Source organism: Collinsella aerofaciens (assembly GCF_015548375.1).
GTDB lineage: Bacteria > Actinomycetota > Coriobacteriia > Coriobacteriales > Coriobacteriaceae > Collinsella > Collinsella aerofaciens_AB.
Map to the genome: position 1 here is coordinate 1 of NZ_JADMWW010000019.1, position 15552 is coordinate 15552.

The window sequence follows — 15552 nt, forward strand, 5'->3', positions numbered from 1 at the left end:
ACGGTGGCCATTATTCGGTGACCGGGATTGGTCAAAATAGTTTGACTATTAGCGGCTAAAATCGCCCGGCGCTAACACTCAATACTATCTTCAATCAAGCGACGATTAGCGAAGAGGATTTCGCTAACATTGAAAAGCGCTCAGGGGCTCTAGTTACTTTAAAGTTGGATGAGGACGAGCTCGGAATAACGGGACTCGACATCGATCCTACGACCGGAAACACTATTACCATCTGCGCTTTTGCTGACGACCCGGATTCTCGAATAGAATTTGTGGTTGAGGGAAGCGGGGAAAAGATCTCCCCTTCTTTCATGAGGTCCGTTCACATGTTCAGGTACTCTACTGCATCCTTCAATAGGGGAGACTTGGCGTTTGATGGCACCCGAGGTGTTGGCAAAGTTCTCTCCAAGGGCATCGCTCTTTACCTAGAGAAGGAGGGCAAAGGGGTCTCCGACTTTCTGGATGGGAGCGAGCTTAAAGGTCTGGTTGCAGATCTCGGCTCGATTGTCAGTGACGTTCCCATCTTGTCATCATATGGCGTGAGGCCGGGAGTTGACTCATCGGACGGTGGAACGCTTGGAACCTTGGTTACCTTGCTTGACAAGAGAGGCGTTCATTTTAAAAAGGCGGGTGTGGGCTTGCAGTATCTTGCCATTGCCTCGCTCTCAATAATCGAGAGCATTATGCGTCTTTCGCCTAAACGCCTTCAAGAGAGCCTCTGCTCGGATGACGATGGCAAGTGCGTGCTGCACGCTGTGCTGGCTTATGACGAACCCGAAGCTCACCTTCACCCGTATATGCAGAGGTGTCTCTCGAAGAGCTTGCATAGGATTTGCGAAGGGAGGGATGCCAAGTTCAACGCCCTTCTAAAGGAGTATTTCGGGATCGATTCAATCAAAGCTCAGCTGATCATGGTGACGCATTCGCCTAACATTCTGGCTCGCGGCTATAAGAACATTGTGCGATTCGGGCAGGGCGAAGATTCGCCGAAGGTCGTGTGCGGTAGGGATATTGATCTGTCCGACAAGTTTGAAAAGCATCTTATGTTGAATTTTGAGTCAGTACGTGAGGCTTTTTTCGCTCGGTCTGTTTTGGCTTTTGAGGGGCAGACGGAGTCCGGTGCTATTCCGGTGTTCGCCCGCAACCTTGGGATGGATCTGGATGATTATGGAGTTGTGCCAATCAGGGCTGGCGGGAAAAAGAACGTTGAGCCACTCTGTGAACTTCTGGGCAAGTTCGAGATTCCAAATTATTCCATTGTCGACAGGGATGATGAGCTGCAAGAAACTTCTGGAGACCATATAACGACAACCGGACGGGATTTTGAAGCTGAGGTTGTTGACGCGTTCTTCGCTAGCGATAACCAGGGTGCGTTTATTGCGCTTCTTGAGTCAATTGACCCTTTTCAGAGGGCAACTAGCATCAAGGGGAATTGCAGAGCTCTGAAAAACGCCCGAAATGTCTATGGCGTTAGCTTGCCGGGCGCTGAGTATGATTTCCGGGGGCCGGAGTTTGACGGGCAATTCGCCGGCAAGCCCGAATCGCGTGCGCTTATGTATGCATGGCTGTCATCGAACAAGGGCGTCGCGTCTGGCGTAGCCCTCGCGGGGGCTCTTGGTGCCGAAGGCGTTCCCGACTGTTACAAAAGTATTATTCGCAAGGCCGTGGGGCTTGAATGCTGATGAGCCAGACTGACTTGCTGGATAGCGTTGGGGCCGCGATTGAGGCACGCTGTGATGTAGATGCGTCACAGCGCTCCGCGATTTTTTCACCATCGAAGAGAGTGTTCGTGGAGGCGCCGGCAGGCTACGGGAAGACCACGGTGATGACTGGGCGGGCTTGCTGGCTGCTGGCATCCGGCGAAGTCCGGCCGCCAAAAAAGATTTTGGCCCTGACCTTTAGTGTCGCCGCTGCGCGGAGAATGCGAGCGGATTTGGGCGCCACTATGTCGGCGCTTCCGGGTTCCGTGACCAAGCGTTTTGAGGACAGCGTCATGGCGACCAATTTCCATGGCTTTGCTTGGGCCCTGCTGCGCAGGTACTGGAGATCGCTCTCGCTCCCAGTGAACGTTGACGAGCTTTCTATGGTCGATGATAACCACGCCGTTGACGAGCTGGTTTCGCGAGGCGGTAAGCTTTTCTGGGATGAAAAGAATGTTTTCAGCAGCTTCCTCCGCTCCATGAGAAATGGTCAAGACGAAGACCTGAGGCACGGCGTACGCCCTTTTAATAGGATAATTAAGGATAGGTTCGCGTCGAACGGTCTCTTGCCGTACTCTGGAATGATCTCCCTTGCAATTGAATTGCTTGCCGATTTCTCAAAGTTGAGGTCCTATCTGTCGACGGCGTTTCCTGTCGTACTCGTCGACGAAGCGCAGGACACGAATGCCCTGTGCTACATCTTTTTAAAAGGCCTGCTTTCCGATGAATCAGGAATCTGCATGTTCGGCGATCCTATTCAGCGTGTCTATGGTTTTATTGGCGCAATGGAAGGCTTAAAGACAAGGGCCACTACCGACCTGTGTCTATCGCAGCTGGAGCTCGAACATAATCATAGGTTTTCTGGGGGATCTATTGTCGGGGAGCTCGGTGCTGCGATTCGCTCCAACATGAAGGGTGTCATTGCCGGCGGTACGCCCCGACTTCCCATATTTGTTGGCGCTGCGCAGCAAGATGAAGCGACTGCCATCGTTTCGAAGGTCGCCACTCTCGCTCAAGGAGGTAGCGGTAGGATTGCGATTCTTGTTCGTAAGCGCGGTGCCCTGGCCAATCTCATCACTGACGAGCTGACTAAAGAGGAGATGCCATACTTCAACGGGCTTTTCTCGGATACAGATCCAGAGTTCGTTGAATTCAATGCATTTGCTTTATCCAGGATTACCGATGCAGCGTCTGGAGAAAAAGGCGTCAGCCTGTCTGCTGCGGACAAAATAATTGACTCCGTCTCTAATGAACTGCTGACTGGCTCCAGGAGATTCGAGTATGGGCGGTCCTATGCCATGCTTCTTGGGGCGCTGCGGAAACACCTTAAAACTGACTGCGTCGCGATGGATCCATCTGAGCGCTTCGACTATATCGTTAGCATCTTTTCCGAGGGCTCCCTGCGGCGTTTCTCCGATTACCTTGATGCAGACATCTCGATCATGACCATTCACTCCGCTAAGGGGCTCGAGTGGGACACTGTTTTCATTCCGGGCGTTACGCGTTTCGATTGGCCTGGAGGGATTTGCTCTCGTTGCGAAAATGCTGGTATATGCTTACGTTCTGCGCGAGGTTGCCAGATTGCTGATGCGAAGAAAATGCCAGATGGGCTTATTGAGGAAATAGGCCTGCTGTACGTCGGCGTCACTCGCGCCCGCAAAGCGGTATATGTCTCCGCTTCTATGCAGCGCAGGACAAATTACGGGAACTATCAGGTTGCCCGCCCCTCTTGCTTGACGTCTCTTCAGGGCATTGAGCCTGTGAGTTGGACGGTCATGGACGGGGAGGGGTGATTTGCGGCAGTACGGAGCGTGCCTACTGTTGGAGCGAGGTCCGGTCAGTGGCCTGGCCGGACCTCGCTGGGTGTGAAGAGGCCGTTCAGTGCGAAATATAGTGCCTTAGGGCTTCGGAAAGTTCGTCTCTCAGGTCGCCTTCCAACAAGGAAATTGCACGATCGACATAGATTTTGTTATCAATTCCGAAGTAATGCCCAACGCTTGTTGTAAGAGACTTATCGTTAAATAGCCCGAGAATCTCATTGTAATCATGGTCTTCAATGGCCTGTTGATATCTGTCGTTAACGTTCTTTTCTATGCTCGCAATATTAATTAAGGATACTATGCCATCGGCAGTCAACTGCTCATTATCCGAAATAGTTATTCCGGAAAGCACTTCCTTTACGCCTGCTACAAGCGCTTCCGATATCTGCTTCTTTGCTTGTTTGCTGAACCTTTCACTTACATATGTCTTAATGCTGGAAAAGGTCTTATCTGCATCAGCACCGAAACGCTGAGATAGAATCTGCACCGCTTCTTTGGTGAGAAAGAGATTTTCAACTTCTGCGACCTTGAGGTGGAAGATCCCCTTTTCCTTAAGTGCGTTGAGCTGTTCCTCGGTTTTAAAGTCTCTGTCTATGATGCCCTGGGCCTTTATGGCATGAAGGCTTGAGGTACGATTATATGCCTTCACATTATTGATGACCTGCTCGCATCCGCCGGAAGGGACTACATAACAATCGGGAAAGAGTGCGGAATAGATCCGCTTGTCGTAACTTCCTTCGGTTCCTTCAACGAATAGGACCTCTTTCCGGTTGCCAAGGAGCTCTATTAAGAGCTCCTTTGGAAGGTCGCTATCGGGAAGCATTTCTAATTCCCATTTGGTGCCATCGAAATTCTTAACCCAGATGATATCCGAGCTTCGGTGTGTTGAGGCGAAATTAACATCGTGGGTTATGTAGATAAAGAGGCAGTCTGGGCGCGACTGCTCTAGGGAAGTCCAGAGTCGCGCCATAAGCGATGGATGTAAATGAACTTCAGGCTCATCCATGATGATTATTTTGTCGTTTGGGACACAAAGAACTTGTGCGGCAAGATATAGCACTGAACGCTCGCCGTCACTCATTTGCGTTGCGCTGTAGCGATCCGTTTTACTTTTGGAGTACGCGTAGAAGGCCGCGTCTTCCTGCTCGATCTTTCTTTGAGGAAAGACTTCATCCCAAATTACTTTAAGCTTATCTAGTGCTGTTTTCGGTAGAGGGGGCCTTTCTACAGAAATAGACTCCGCATGTTTGCATTCATCAATAAACCGCTGGTTTTCAAGATTTACTTGTGCGATGAGTGCTGCTAAAACATCGTCAAAATCGTCAAGGAGCTTTGTCGTATAGCTTCCACCCCATCCCCATCGAACTTGTTTTTTCTCCTTATATTGGGAGCCGCCGTAAAAAACGTTATCTTCTGCTTCTGCAAAGCTTTTTAAAGGGACTCTCTCAGAAAAATTGATATCGCGCTGTGCTGAGATTCTATGGACCTTTTCGAAATCTTGTTGCTCTATCCAAGCACCGAGCTTTGATTTACCGGATCCATTTGGTCCGATAATAACGACGGAGTTGACCTGTGCTTCTTTACAGATCTTTATGTTGCTGGCATTGGGTAGCCAGTATTCATATTTTGATTCGTCTTCTGACAATTGACCCACCTATCTAATAACAATTATTGTTTTAATAATAGTATTGATAAGTCCCAGTGACCTGCTTGGTTCCAGCTTTGCATTGCCATACTCTTCGATTTTGCGGCCACAGTTGTTCTCATCAGGCTTAAGGCGCCATAGAAGGCGGAACCTTGCAGAGAAATATTATTACCAGAAGTGCTCTTCCGATTTAGTGGGCGCTCGAGGCGGATGTACCTCACGATGCCGATTCAGCCATCGGCGCACCTGAACTCTTCGATCATTCGCCTGGTAATCACGACAGTGCTGACAACGATGTCGCTCTCTCGTACCGTAAACATGCAGTAGGTCGGTAAGGGCCAGTTGGCGTAGATGCTCACCCCGTTCGCTAAAGACGCTACCAATGGATCGCCCTGCTCGCCGGGTAGTAGGTTGACGACGTCATCGTTCACGTTCCTGCTGCTGCGCGCTGGAAAACCTGACTTTGACTATGACGCCCCTCTGGGTCGCCTCCATGTTATACTTGCCGTAAAAACTTTACGGCAAGTATAACATGGAGGTTTCGATGCTAACGCGTTTTGAGGTCGAGGGATTCCGAAACTTCTCCCATAGATTTACCTTCAATTTGACCGATGTCAGGGACTACAGATTCAATACGTCAGCCATCGATGAGGGCATCGTTTCTTGTGGTCTTATCTACGGTAAAAACGCTGTCGGCAAAACAAATTTCTCCAATGCTCTTCTCGATATTTCAGCAAATGTGGGGCGTCGGACCTTCTATTCCAATAAAACTAATTATCTCAGCGCAGTTGATGGGGTCACGTCGGCGTGCTTTGCCTACACGTTTCGCTTTGGGAATGACGAAGTTGCTTATCGTTACGAAAAGACTGGGATAACAGACTATCTTCGTGAGACAGTGGTTGTTAACGGCAAGATTGCATTTGATTACGACCACCGTGCAGGTAAAGTGCTCGATGGCGATTTGGCTTCTATTGGTGCCGATCGATTGAATTGGGAGTTCAAATCTCCCGGCATTTCCGTTTTGGCGTATGTGTGCAATAACATTCCTTTTGAGAGGGCAATGCCTCTTTTTAAGCTTTATACGTTTGCGCGGTCAATGGATGCCATTGGCGACGCACATATGAACGACCGTAACCTTGTCTCCACCATCGCCGAAAACGTTATTTCGAATGGCTTGGTTTCTGAGCTTCAGGCTTTTTTGAACGACTTTGGAATTCAAGAACGCCTTACTGCGCGTGAAACGCCATCGGGTGATATCGCTTTGTACTTTGAAAAAAGTCGACTTATTCCGTTTGTAGAAAACTGTTCAAGCGGCACTGTTGCGCTGCTGCGACTGTTTAATTATTTTCATGCTACAAGTGTGCCGTCCTTGCTTTTTGTCGACGAGTTCGATGCATTCTATCATCACGATCTCGCCGAGAAGGTCGTTGACTATTTTAAGTCCCAGACTGGACGCCAGGTGCTTTGCGCATCGCATAATACAGATTTGTTCAGCAATAAAATCCTTAGGCCAGACTGCTTATTCATTCTTTCGGATCACAATATTATTTCCGCTGCCAATGCAACAGATAGGGAACTAAGGGAAGGGCACAACCTCGAAAAGCTCTATAAGGCTGGCGAATTCGATGTCTAGGAAGCAAGTCCTGCTTATCGTTGAGGGCATAAAGCAAGAGATTAAACTCTTCCAGGCTCTCTTTAGGTGCTATGGCCTCGACATTGGCTATGAGATCGTTTCCTATAACACAAATATCTACGAGCTTTACGAAAGGATGTTTTCGGACGGCTTTCAGGATGACTTATCGCTTCTCGGCGTCCTTAAGGAACGTGCGTCCGAAGAGGATAAGTGGTTATTTGACCAGGATTATTCTGATGTTTTGCTGGTCTTTGACTATGAGCCCCAAGATAATAGGTTCTCACCTGCACGGTTAGAGGAAATGCAACGTTACTTTAACGAGAGCACAGACAATGGCAAGCTCTACGTTAACTATCCAATGGTCGAGGCATGTAAGCACTTTCTGAAAATGCCCGACGTCGAATATCTAAGCAGAACTGTTTCCCGTGAAGACGTTTTGAATTACAAGGCAATTGTTGGCAATGCTTCTAGGTACCAGAGTTTTGAGCGGCATTTTATTAGGCCTGACGTTGATGAAATGATTGTACTTACCGCCATTAAGGCGCTTCGGTTGTGCGGTCATAACGGCGAGGCCGGTTATGAGTCTGAGTATAGAGACCTTGACCATGAGAGGATCGTGAAGGCGCAAAACGATACTTTGCGTTTGGCTGATGAGGTATGGGTTCTTGGCACCTGTCTGCTATTTATTTTAGATTACTCAACAGGTCTTATTGATTTCGCGGGAATCGAGTCGAAGCTGCTTGGCTAGACTTCTGGACGCTGCAGTTTCGTCTAATGGTCTCAATGCGGAGTCGTTATTTCGGAGGTGCGGGGAAAACCGGAAACCACTGAGCGCAACCCGATTTCGGTAACAAAACCGCAGGTCGCCGGAACTTAAAACAGGGGAATGCTCAGGAGTAACTGACTGTTAGGGCGTTGGTCATTGGCGGCGTCCCGCCCGCGCTTCGTTGGCTATGCTTGATGCGGCAACTCCGGCATGAGGCCGTCCTGCGCCTCATCGAGGCTCGGCACCGAGGCCTTCTAGGAAACGTTCGCGAGGCTCTGCTCAGGTCAATCTTTGCATGGGCGTATTCTTCGATTATGCAGCTAGGGTGATTCTCGTCTGGTAAAACTGGCTGCGAAGTGCTTATCACCAGACACGTCTCAAGTGACTCATTAGTTTCCATGCGTTTCTCTATCATGCAATCACTACGTCATGCGGTCGCTCGCACGGGTATCATGGTGAAAGCGATTTCAACGACGGGGGTGCTCGTGGTAAAGATGAAAGATGTGGCCGAGCTGGCGGGCGTTTCGAGCGCCGCCGTCTCGCGCTACCTCAACGGTGGATATATCTCGGCGGACAAGGCCGAGCGCATTAAGCAGGCAATCGAGTTGACCGGATATGTGCGATCCAGCCAGGCTCGCGCGCTGCGCACCGGCTCCACCGAGCTCATCGGCGTCATCGTACCTAAGATTAACTCGGAATCCGTAAGCCGCATTACCGCCGGTATTGGCCAGGTGCTCGGTCGCCGTGGCTACCAGATGCTGCTTGCCAATACCGATAACGTGGCCAATCGCGAGCTCGAATACCTCGATTTATTCCAAAACCATCCGGTCGATGGCATCGTGCTCGTGGCAACCATGATCACCGATGAGCACCGTCGCGCGATTGAGTCGTGTCGTGTGCCCATTGTGTTGATCGGCCAGCATGTCGAGGGCACGGCGTGCGTCTATCACGACGATTACGAGGCTGCCTTTGAGCTGGGCCATGCGCTTGCGGGCCGTGTGGACGGCAAGATCGCCTACATCGGGGTTACCGAGGAGGACCGCGCGGCCGGTTATGACCGCCGTCGCGGTTTTGAGGCCGGCTTGCGCGCCGCGGGTAACCCGCTCGATGCCGCCTTGATTCGCCTGGGCTCGTTTACGCTCGACTCAGGCTATGGTGCAGCACGTGAACTGCTTTCCGTCGCTCCCGATGTTTCGTTTATCGCGTGCGCGACCGATACCATGGCTGCGGGCGCGCTTCGTGCCATCGATGAGGTTCGCGGCGTGGGCGAGGGCATGCGTCGCGTGAGCGGTTTTGGCGACAACGCGTTTTTGCGCGCGCTGACGGGCGGCATTCCCACCGTACATTATGGCTACCTGACCAGTGGCGTCGAGGCGACCAATATGTTGCTCAACACGCTCGATGGCGTGGAGGGGGAGAGCGGTCTAAAGACCCTCAAGCTCGGCCATCAGCTGATGAATGTCTAGGCTTTGGGCATGTCTGCCGGCTTCTGATTCTCTGTTTTTGTCTCAAAACTACCTTTCACCGTCAATTATCGACCGTTTACCGCTATATGAAAACGATTACAGATATATGAAACTGAAAACGATTACAGTATAAGTGTCAAAGATGGCCGGGTGCACATGCGCCCGTTGGAGGAAAGGGAAGTCATGGACTACCGCAAATCAGCCCAAGAGGTGCTCGACAACATCGGTGGCGCCGACAACGTCGTCTCTGCCGCGCATTGCGCCACGCGTCTGCGCCTGGTGATTGCCGATAACGCGAAGGTTGACAAGGAGGCCCTCGAGAATATTGACGGCGCCAAGGGCGTCTTTGAGGCCCAAGGCCAGCTCCAGATTATTTTTGGCACCGGCACCGTCAACAAGGTCTACGACGAGATCATTGCGCTCAGCGGCGTCGAGGCTGCCACCAAGGCCGAGGTCAAGGAGGCCGCGGCGCAGCAGCAGAACATCTTTATGCGTGCCATTAAGGTGCTCGGCGACGTCTTTGTCCCCATCATTCCCGCCATCGTGGCTTCGGGCCTGCTGCTGGGCATTATGAGTGCCCTCAACTTTATGGCCTCCAACGGCTTTATCGCGCTCGACACCAATAACTTTATCTACAAGATTGCCGACCTGGTCTCGGGAACGTCCTTTGGCATCCTGCAGATCCTGATCGGTTACTCCGCCGCTAAGGCCTTTGGAGCCAACCCGTATCTGGGCGCCGTCGTCGGTGGTGCGTTCATCAACTCCTCGTTGCAGAGCGCCTACACGGTTGCCTCCGAGGGCGTGCAGACCATGGTCAACGTCATTCCCGGTATGTACAGCTTTGAGTGGGTCGGTTATCAGGGCCACGTGATCCCCATCGTTATCGCCTGCGCCATCCTCGCCTTCTTGGAGAAGCGCCTCCACAAGGTTGTCCCCGAGATGTTCGACCTCTTTGTGACCCCGCTCGTCTCGGTGTTCGTGACCGTGCTCGTGACTCTCGTTGCCGTCGGCCCCATCTTTGTCTGGGCTGAGAACGCCATCCTCGGTCTGATCCAGGCCCTGCTCACCCTGCCCTTCGGCATCGGTTCCTTTATCGTCGGCCTGTTCTATGCTCCCACGGTCGTTACCGGTATCCACCAGATGTACACCGCCATCGACCTGGGCCAGCTCGCCCAGTACGGCGTGACTTACTGGCTGCCCATCGCCAGTGCCGCCAACATCGCCCAGGGTGGTGCCGCGCTCGCCGTTGCATTTAAGACCCGCGATGCCAAGATCAAGGGTCTGGCGCTTCCTTCGGCCCTGTCCGCCTTCATGGGCATTACCGAGCCTGCCATCTTTGGTGTGAACCTGCGCTTCTTTAAGCCCTTCATCGCCGGCTGCATCGGCGGCGGTTGCGGTGCCCTGGTCTGCGCGCTCACTTCGCTGGCCGCCTCCGGCACGGGCGTTACCGGTATCTTCGGTATCCTGCTGTGCCTGGCCCAGCCCGTGCAGTACGCGATCATGTTTGCGGTCGCCGCGCTGGTTTCCTTTGCTGTCTCGTTTGTCCTGTACAAGGATGAGCCCAAGGCTTCCGAGCAGGCCTAAGAGCTTTTGCTTGAGGAACACCCGTGGGCTGTATGCTCGCGGGCGTTTCCCGTATCTGGTGCCGATCTCTGGTGCCTTATAACTTTCGATCCGTTAGGACTTTGATATGTCTAATGCACTTGGTCGCGACCTTGCAAAGCTGGTTGCCGCTGTTGACGCTGCCGCCTCTGAGTGCGGTCATGGCGCGTATGGCCAGCGCTTCCATATTATGCCGCCGGCGGGCTGGCTCAACGACCCCAACGGTCTTTGCCAGGCCGATGGCGTGTTTCACGCGTACTTTCAGTATGCCCCGTTTGATGTGAACGGCGGCGTCAAGATGTGGGGCCATGCCACGAGCCGCGACCTTATGAACTGGGATTATGTTGGCGCGCCACTGCTTCCCGACGAGCCGTTCGACTGCCATGGCGTGTATTCGGGCTCGGCATTGGTCGAGGACGGTCGCATTCGCGTGCTCTATACCGGCAACGTTAAGCTCCCCGATGCGGACGGCGTCTTTGACTATGTCAACTCCGGCCGTCGTGCCGACACCGTGTATGTCGAGAGTGTTGATGGACAGACGTTCAGCCAAAAGCGCGTGGTGCTGGCTTCCGAGGATTATCCCGAGGATTTGACCTGCCACGTGCGCGACCCCAAGGTGTGGCGCGATGATGATGGGCGTTACCACATGGTGTTGGGCGCGCGTCGTCGCGTGGATGGGCCGCATGTCGAGAGCCGTTTTTGTGCGATGCACGGCGAGGGTGCCGGGCGCGATGTGGGCGAGATCTTGGTGTATGGTTCGGCGGATATGCTGAACTGGGAGCTCGAGAGCCGTGTGTCTACGCCCGAGCGTTTTGGCTTTATGTGGGAGTGCCCGGGATACCTTGAGCTTGAGGCCGATGGTGGTGTGCCGGCGAGGTGGCTGTCCTTCTCGCCCCAGGGGCTCGAGGGTGGTCGTTGGGACCGCGGCAACGTATACGCTGCTGGCTACATGCCTGTAACGGGCGACATTACCGGTGGTGACGGTGCCTATGAGCTGGGCGAGTTTCGCTTGTGGGACGCCGGTTTTGACTTCTATGCTCCGCAGGAGTTCACGGCCGAGGACGGTCGCCACATTCTGATCGGCTGGATGGGCATGCCCGATGAGCCGACCTATGGCAACGCACCCACCGTGGTGTGCGGCTGGCAGCATTGCATGACGGTGCCGCGTGAGCTTACGGCCGGTGACGGCGACGTGGTGCTGCAGCAGCCGGCGCGCGAGATCGAGCGCCATTATGCCTCGGTGCGTGTGGGGGAGGGCTCGTTGGAGGTTGCCGGCGATACCTGCTTTGACGTTGTTGTCGACGGTGTCGACGGCGTATTTACCGCGATCGTTGATGGCGAGCTGAAGCTGGCGTTTGTGCCCGCCGAGGGCGAGCTGCCCGCGCGCTTTGAGATGCGATTTACCGATGAAGGTCGCGCTTCTGCCGGCTGCGGTCGCACCGTGCGTTGGGAGCCCGTCGACGAGGTTCGTAACGTGCGCATTATCGGCGATGTCTCGTCGGTCGAGGTGTTTGTGAACGACGGCGCGCTCGTGTTTTCGACGCGCATCTATCCCGAGACCTATGGCGTGTCCGTTGATGCTCCGGGTGCGAGTGTGACCTACCACGCGCTCAACATCTAGGCGATTCGTCGCATGTCGGCGCTATACTGCAGCCGTTGCCCACGATGCGGGAAACATCCGCATCGTGGGTTTTTGTTTATGAAGGGGTGGTGCCTTGTGGATGTACAGCAGCTAGAAGAGGCCTGGGCTGTAAGGGCTGGCGCGCGTGATGCGCGTCTTGTTGAGGCCCCTCACGTGCCGGCGGCGTTGTCGCTGTTGGGTATTGTGCGTCCCGGTGACCGCCTGGTGGCTTTTGCGGACGACTTTGCCGATGCGTTTGCTCGTGGCTTTGATGGCCGCGATGTTGTGCTGGTGGGGGATTCGTGCGCCGAGGTATTTGTTGCCGCGTCCGAGGGCTTTGATGCCTCGCTTGATGCCGAGGGGCCGCACCTGTGGTGGTTCGTCAATTCTATCGGCTGGTTTGGTCTGCGTGTGCCCGATCTGCGCGCGTTAGGCCGCGCAGCGCGTGAGGCTCATGCGCTGCTCGTGGTGGATAACACCGTGGCCGGCCTCTTTGGGTGCGATCCGCTGCGTTTGGGTGCCGTCCTGTCGCTTGAGGCACTCGACCGTGTGTGCGCCGGTAAGGCTCCTCGCAAGCTCGTTGCCGTATCGGTCGCACGCTCGCAGCTCAAGCGCCATCGTGTGGATGCTGCTGCCGAGTGCGCGCATGCCCTGCTTGAGGGCTGTGGCTTGGCCAAGCTTGATTTGCCTGTTAACGAGGCTGACGTGCTGGAGCGCGGGCTCGATACGCTCGACGTTCGCATGCAGGCCCACTTCGACCGCGCCCGTGCGCTGGCCGAGTATCTGGCGGCTAACGAGATGGTGCGCAACGTGCGCTATCCCGGGTTGAATTCGCATCCCGACCATTCGGTTGCAACGGGAATCCTCGAGCACGGCTTTGGCCCGGCAGTTGAGTTTGATCTGATTGACTGCACCGCGTGCGAATTCTTCAGCATACTGCCGGACGAATTCCGAACATCGCCCGCCGGCGGCGCAACGACGCGCCTTTCGGCCCCACGCGGCAAACAGGGGAGCACCATCCGCCTCTTTGCCGGCACCGACAACCCCCTGGTCGTAGCGTCCACCCTAGACAACGCCCTTCGCAACTAGCTAAATCATCCTCAACTCCATGAGTTGCGGTGAAATATGGATTGATTTACGGCTTTGATCGTATAAACAGTCCCTATTTCACCGCAACTTATGAGAAGGGGTTGTGTGGCTATAAGGCCCCGTCCCAAATGGGCTACTCTTTGATGCTGGCGATGAGGGCGTTGGCTTTGGTGGCGATGACGTTGTTGATGTCGGCCTGCAGCTCCTCGTAGACCGCTATGGCTCGCTCGCCGGCGGGGGTGAGGGTGGATCCGCGGGCTCCGTCGCGCTCGATGAGCTTGCAGCCCAGCTGACCTTCGGCCTCGTTCACAATGCGCCAGGCCTTGGAATACGCCATACCCATGCTCTTGGCGGCGCGGTTGAGCGAGTGCTCGCGGGCTATGCCTTGCAGCAGCAAGACGCAGCCGTGACCGAACACGCCCGGCAGATCCTTGTCGCACGCTTGAATGACCAACTTTGCCGTCGTCCTGTACTCCATGTGCTCCACGTCTCCCCGCTAAAGTGTTTGCTGGGCAAACGCAAAGCCTGCGTCAAACCCTCGTGTGCTCTTCTTAAATCATGCATTGTAGCAGTCAAAGTGCGTTAAGATACTTCCCCAGTATTGGGCGCCCAAGGTTGGGCTGGGTCCTACGAGGCCTGCAGCCGACCGGTCGCATGGAAAAAGGAGAAACATGGCTACGTTCTTTCCCGGTGAGTCCCACACGTTTTCGGAGTATCTGCTGGTCCCTGGTTACTCGTCCTCGCAGTGCATCCCCAACAACGTCTCTCTTAAGACGCCGCTAACCCGCTTTAAGCGCGGTGAGAAGCCGGCAATCACCCTGAACATCCCCATGGTTTCCGCCATCATGCAGTCCGTCTCGGGCGTCGACATGGGTGTCGCGCTCGCTACCGAGGGTGGCCTGTCCTTCATTTACGGTTCCCAGAGCGCCGAGTCCGAGGCCGCTATGGTCAAGGCCGTCAAGGATCACAAGGCCGGTTTCGTTCAGTCCGATTCCACGCTGACCCCCGACATGACCATGGAGCAGGTCATCGAGCTCAAGGAGAAGACCGGTCACTCCACCATGCCGGTTACCGACGACGGCACTCCCAAGGGTAAGCTCCTGGGCATCGTCACCAGCCGTGACTATCGTCCCAGTCGCGATGACCACCAGACGAAGGTCTCCGAGTTCATGACCCCGCGTGAGCAGCTCATCGTGGGCGACAAGAACATCAGCCTTAAGGTTGCCAACGACGTCATCTGGGACAATAAGCTCAACGCCCTGCCCATCGTCGACGACTACGATCACCTCATGGGCATCGTCTTCCGCAAGGACTACGACAGCCACAAGACCAACCCCAACGAGCTGCTCGACGGCGACAAGCGCTACATGGTCGGTGCCGGTATCAACACCCGCGACTATGCCGAGCGCGTGCCGCTGCTCATCGAGGCCGGTGCCGATGTCCTGTGCATCGATTCTTCCGAGGGCTTCAGCGAGTGGCAGAAGCGCACCATCGAGTGGATCCGCGCCAACTACGGCGAGGACGTCAAGGTCGGTGCCGGCAACGTCGTCGACGCCGAGGGCTTCCGCTTCCTGGCCGACTGCGGTGCCGACTTCATCAAGGTTGGTATCGGCGGCGGTTCCATCTGCATCACCCGTGAGACCAAGGGCATCGGCCGTGGCCAGGCCACCGCGCTGATCGACGTCTGCCGCGCTCGCGACGAGTACTACGAGGAGACCGGCGTCTACGTGCCCGTGTGCTCCGATGGCGGCATCGTCTACGATTACCACATGACGCTCGCCCTTGCCATGGGTGCAGACTTTATGATGCTGGGTCGTTACTTCGCCCGCTTTGACGAGAGCCCGACCGAGCGCGTCAACGTGAACGGTCAGTACATGAAGGAGTACTGGGGCGAGGGTTCTGCGCGTGCTCGCAACTGGCAGCGCTACGACCTGGGCGGCGCCGCGAAGCTTAGCTTCGTCGAGGGCGTCGACTCCTACGTTCCCTACGCCGGTTCCCTCAAGGATGGTGTGGGCGGCACGCTCTACAAGGTCAAGTCCACGATGTGCAACTGCGGTGCCCTCTCGATCCCCGAGCTCCAGGAAAAGGCGCGCCTAACGCTGGTCAGCTCCACCTCCATCGTCGAAGGCGGCGCCCACGACGTAGTCGTCAAGGACTCCCAGCAGAGCGTCAGCTACCGCTAAGTGGCTTTCCCAAGCACCGCACCTTGC

General features: G+C 54.8%; 11 protein-coding genes. 9 read left to right on the forward strand and 2 right to left on the reverse strand.

Translation table 11 applies throughout. The annotated features are described in order from the left end of the window. Positions 1 to 164 precede the first annotated feature (164 nt). Both I1969_RS08330 and I1969_RS08335 read left to right on the forward strand, forming a co-directional pair. Complete coding sequence (locus I1969_RS08330; RefSeq protein ID WP_195234505.1) at positions 165 to 1682, forward strand: ATP-dependent nuclease; 1518 nt, start codon at positions 165 to 167, stop codon at positions 1680 to 1682. Beyond that, entirely contained in the window at positions 1676 to 3493 is a 1818-nt protein-coding gene (locus tag I1969_RS08335; protein ID WP_195234507.1) for a UvrD-helicase domain-containing protein, read from the forward strand. Before I1969_RS08330 ends, I1969_RS08335 begins: the two co-directional genes overlap by 7 nt. A gap of 85 nt (positions 3494 to 3578) precedes the next feature. On the opposite strand, the gene I1969_RS08340 is transcribed toward I1969_RS08335, so the two are convergent. Then, positions 3579 to 5165: an AAA family ATPase gene (locus I1969_RS08340; protein WP_195234509.1), complete on the reverse strand. Its 1587-nt coding sequence runs from the start codon at positions 5163 to 5165 to the stop codon at positions 3579 to 3581. Positions 5166 to 5709: 544 nt separating this feature from the next. Between I1969_RS08340 and I1969_RS08345 the strand changes: the two genes are divergently transcribed. The 6 genes from I1969_RS08345 to I1969_RS08370 all read left to right on the forward strand — a co-directional run bounded on the left by I1969_RS08345 (position 5710) and on the right by I1969_RS08370 (position 13342). Continuing rightward, a complete protein-coding gene (locus I1969_RS08345) occupies positions 5710 to 6798 on the forward strand; it encodes an AAA family ATPase (protein WP_195234510.1) in 1089 nt (362 codons plus the stop codon). Next, positions 6791 to 7546, forward strand: a complete 756-nt coding sequence (locus I1969_RS08350) for a hypothetical protein (RefSeq protein WP_195234512.1) — start codon at positions 6791 to 6793, stop codon at positions 7544 to 7546. The genes I1969_RS08345 and I1969_RS08350 overlap by 8 nt, the downstream gene beginning before the upstream one ends. A 512-nt stretch (positions 7547 to 8058) precedes the next feature. Beyond that, complete coding sequence (locus tag I1969_RS08355; protein WP_229028357.1) at positions 8059 to 9030, forward strand: LacI family DNA-binding transcriptional regulator; 972 nt, start codon at positions 8059 to 8061, stop codon at positions 9028 to 9030. Positions 9031 to 9213: 183 nt separating this feature from the next. Further along, positions 9214 to 10614 carry a PTS transporter subunit EIIC gene (locus I1969_RS08360; protein ID WP_195234516.1) on the forward strand — a complete coding sequence of 467 codons (1401 nt, stop codon included), beginning with the start codon at positions 9214 to 9216 and terminating at the stop codon, positions 10612 to 10614. Positions 10615 to 10720: 106 nt separating this feature from the next. Beyond that, positions 10721 to 12253 (forward strand): glycoside hydrolase family 32 protein, encoded by a 1533-nt coding sequence (locus tag I1969_RS08365; RefSeq protein WP_195234518.1) that lies wholly within the window; start codon positions 10721 to 10723, stop codon positions 12251 to 12253. Between the two features lie 96 nt (positions 12254 to 12349). After that, positions 12350 to 13342 (forward strand): PLP-dependent transferase, encoded by a 993-nt coding sequence (locus tag I1969_RS08370; RefSeq protein WP_195234520.1) that lies wholly within the window; start codon positions 12350 to 12352, stop codon positions 13340 to 13342. A 133-nt stretch (positions 13343 to 13475) separates the two neighbouring features. Here the strand turns inward: I1969_RS08370 and I1969_RS08375 are convergent, their stop codons facing one another. Further along, positions 13476 to 13820, reverse strand: a complete 345-nt coding sequence (locus tag I1969_RS08375; protein ID WP_195234522.1) for a winged helix-turn-helix domain-containing protein — start codon at positions 13818 to 13820, stop codon at positions 13476 to 13478. Between the two features lie 193 nt (positions 13821 to 14013). On the opposite strand from I1969_RS08375, the gene I1969_RS08380 reads away from it, so the two are divergent. Next, positions 14014 to 15525 (forward strand): IMP dehydrogenase, encoded by a 1512-nt coding sequence (locus tag I1969_RS08380; RefSeq protein ID WP_035138103.1) that lies wholly within the window; start codon positions 14014 to 14016, stop codon positions 15523 to 15525. The last annotated feature ends 27 nt before the right edge of the window (positions 15526 to 15552 follow it).

What these genes read in the sequence shown, in the direction of transcription:
- I1969_RS08375 (WP_195234522.1), bottom strand. Translation starts at nt 13,820, where the DNA reads ATGGAGTACAGGACGACGGCAAAGTTGGTCATTCAAGCGTGCGACAAG.
- I1969_RS08345 (WP_195234510.1), top strand. Translation starts at nt 5,710, where the DNA reads ATGCTAACGCGTTTTGAGGTCGAGGGATTCCGAAACTTCTCCCATAGA.
- I1969_RS08355 (WP_229028357.1), top strand. Translation starts at nt 8,059, where the DNA reads ATGAAAGATGTGGCCGAGCTGGCGGGCGTTTCGAGCGCCGCCGTCTCG.
- I1969_RS08350 (WP_195234512.1), top strand. Translation starts at nt 6,791, where the DNA reads ATGTCTAGGAAGCAAGTCCTGCTTATCGTTGAGGGCATAAAGCAAGAG.
- I1969_RS08365 (WP_195234518.1), top strand. Translation starts at nt 10,721, where the DNA reads ATGTCTAATGCACTTGGTCGCGACCTTGCAAAGCTGGTTGCCGCTGTT.
- I1969_RS08360 (WP_195234516.1), top strand. Translation starts at nt 9,214, where the DNA reads ATGGACTACCGCAAATCAGCCCAAGAGGTGCTCGACAACATCGGTGGC.
- I1969_RS08335 (WP_195234507.1), top strand. Translation starts at nt 1,676, where the DNA reads ATGCTGATGAGCCAGACTGACTTGCTGGATAGCGTTGGGGCCGCGATT.
- I1969_RS08380 (WP_035138103.1), top strand. Translation starts at nt 14,014, where the DNA reads ATGGCTACGTTCTTTCCCGGTGAGTCCCACACGTTTTCGGAGTATCTG.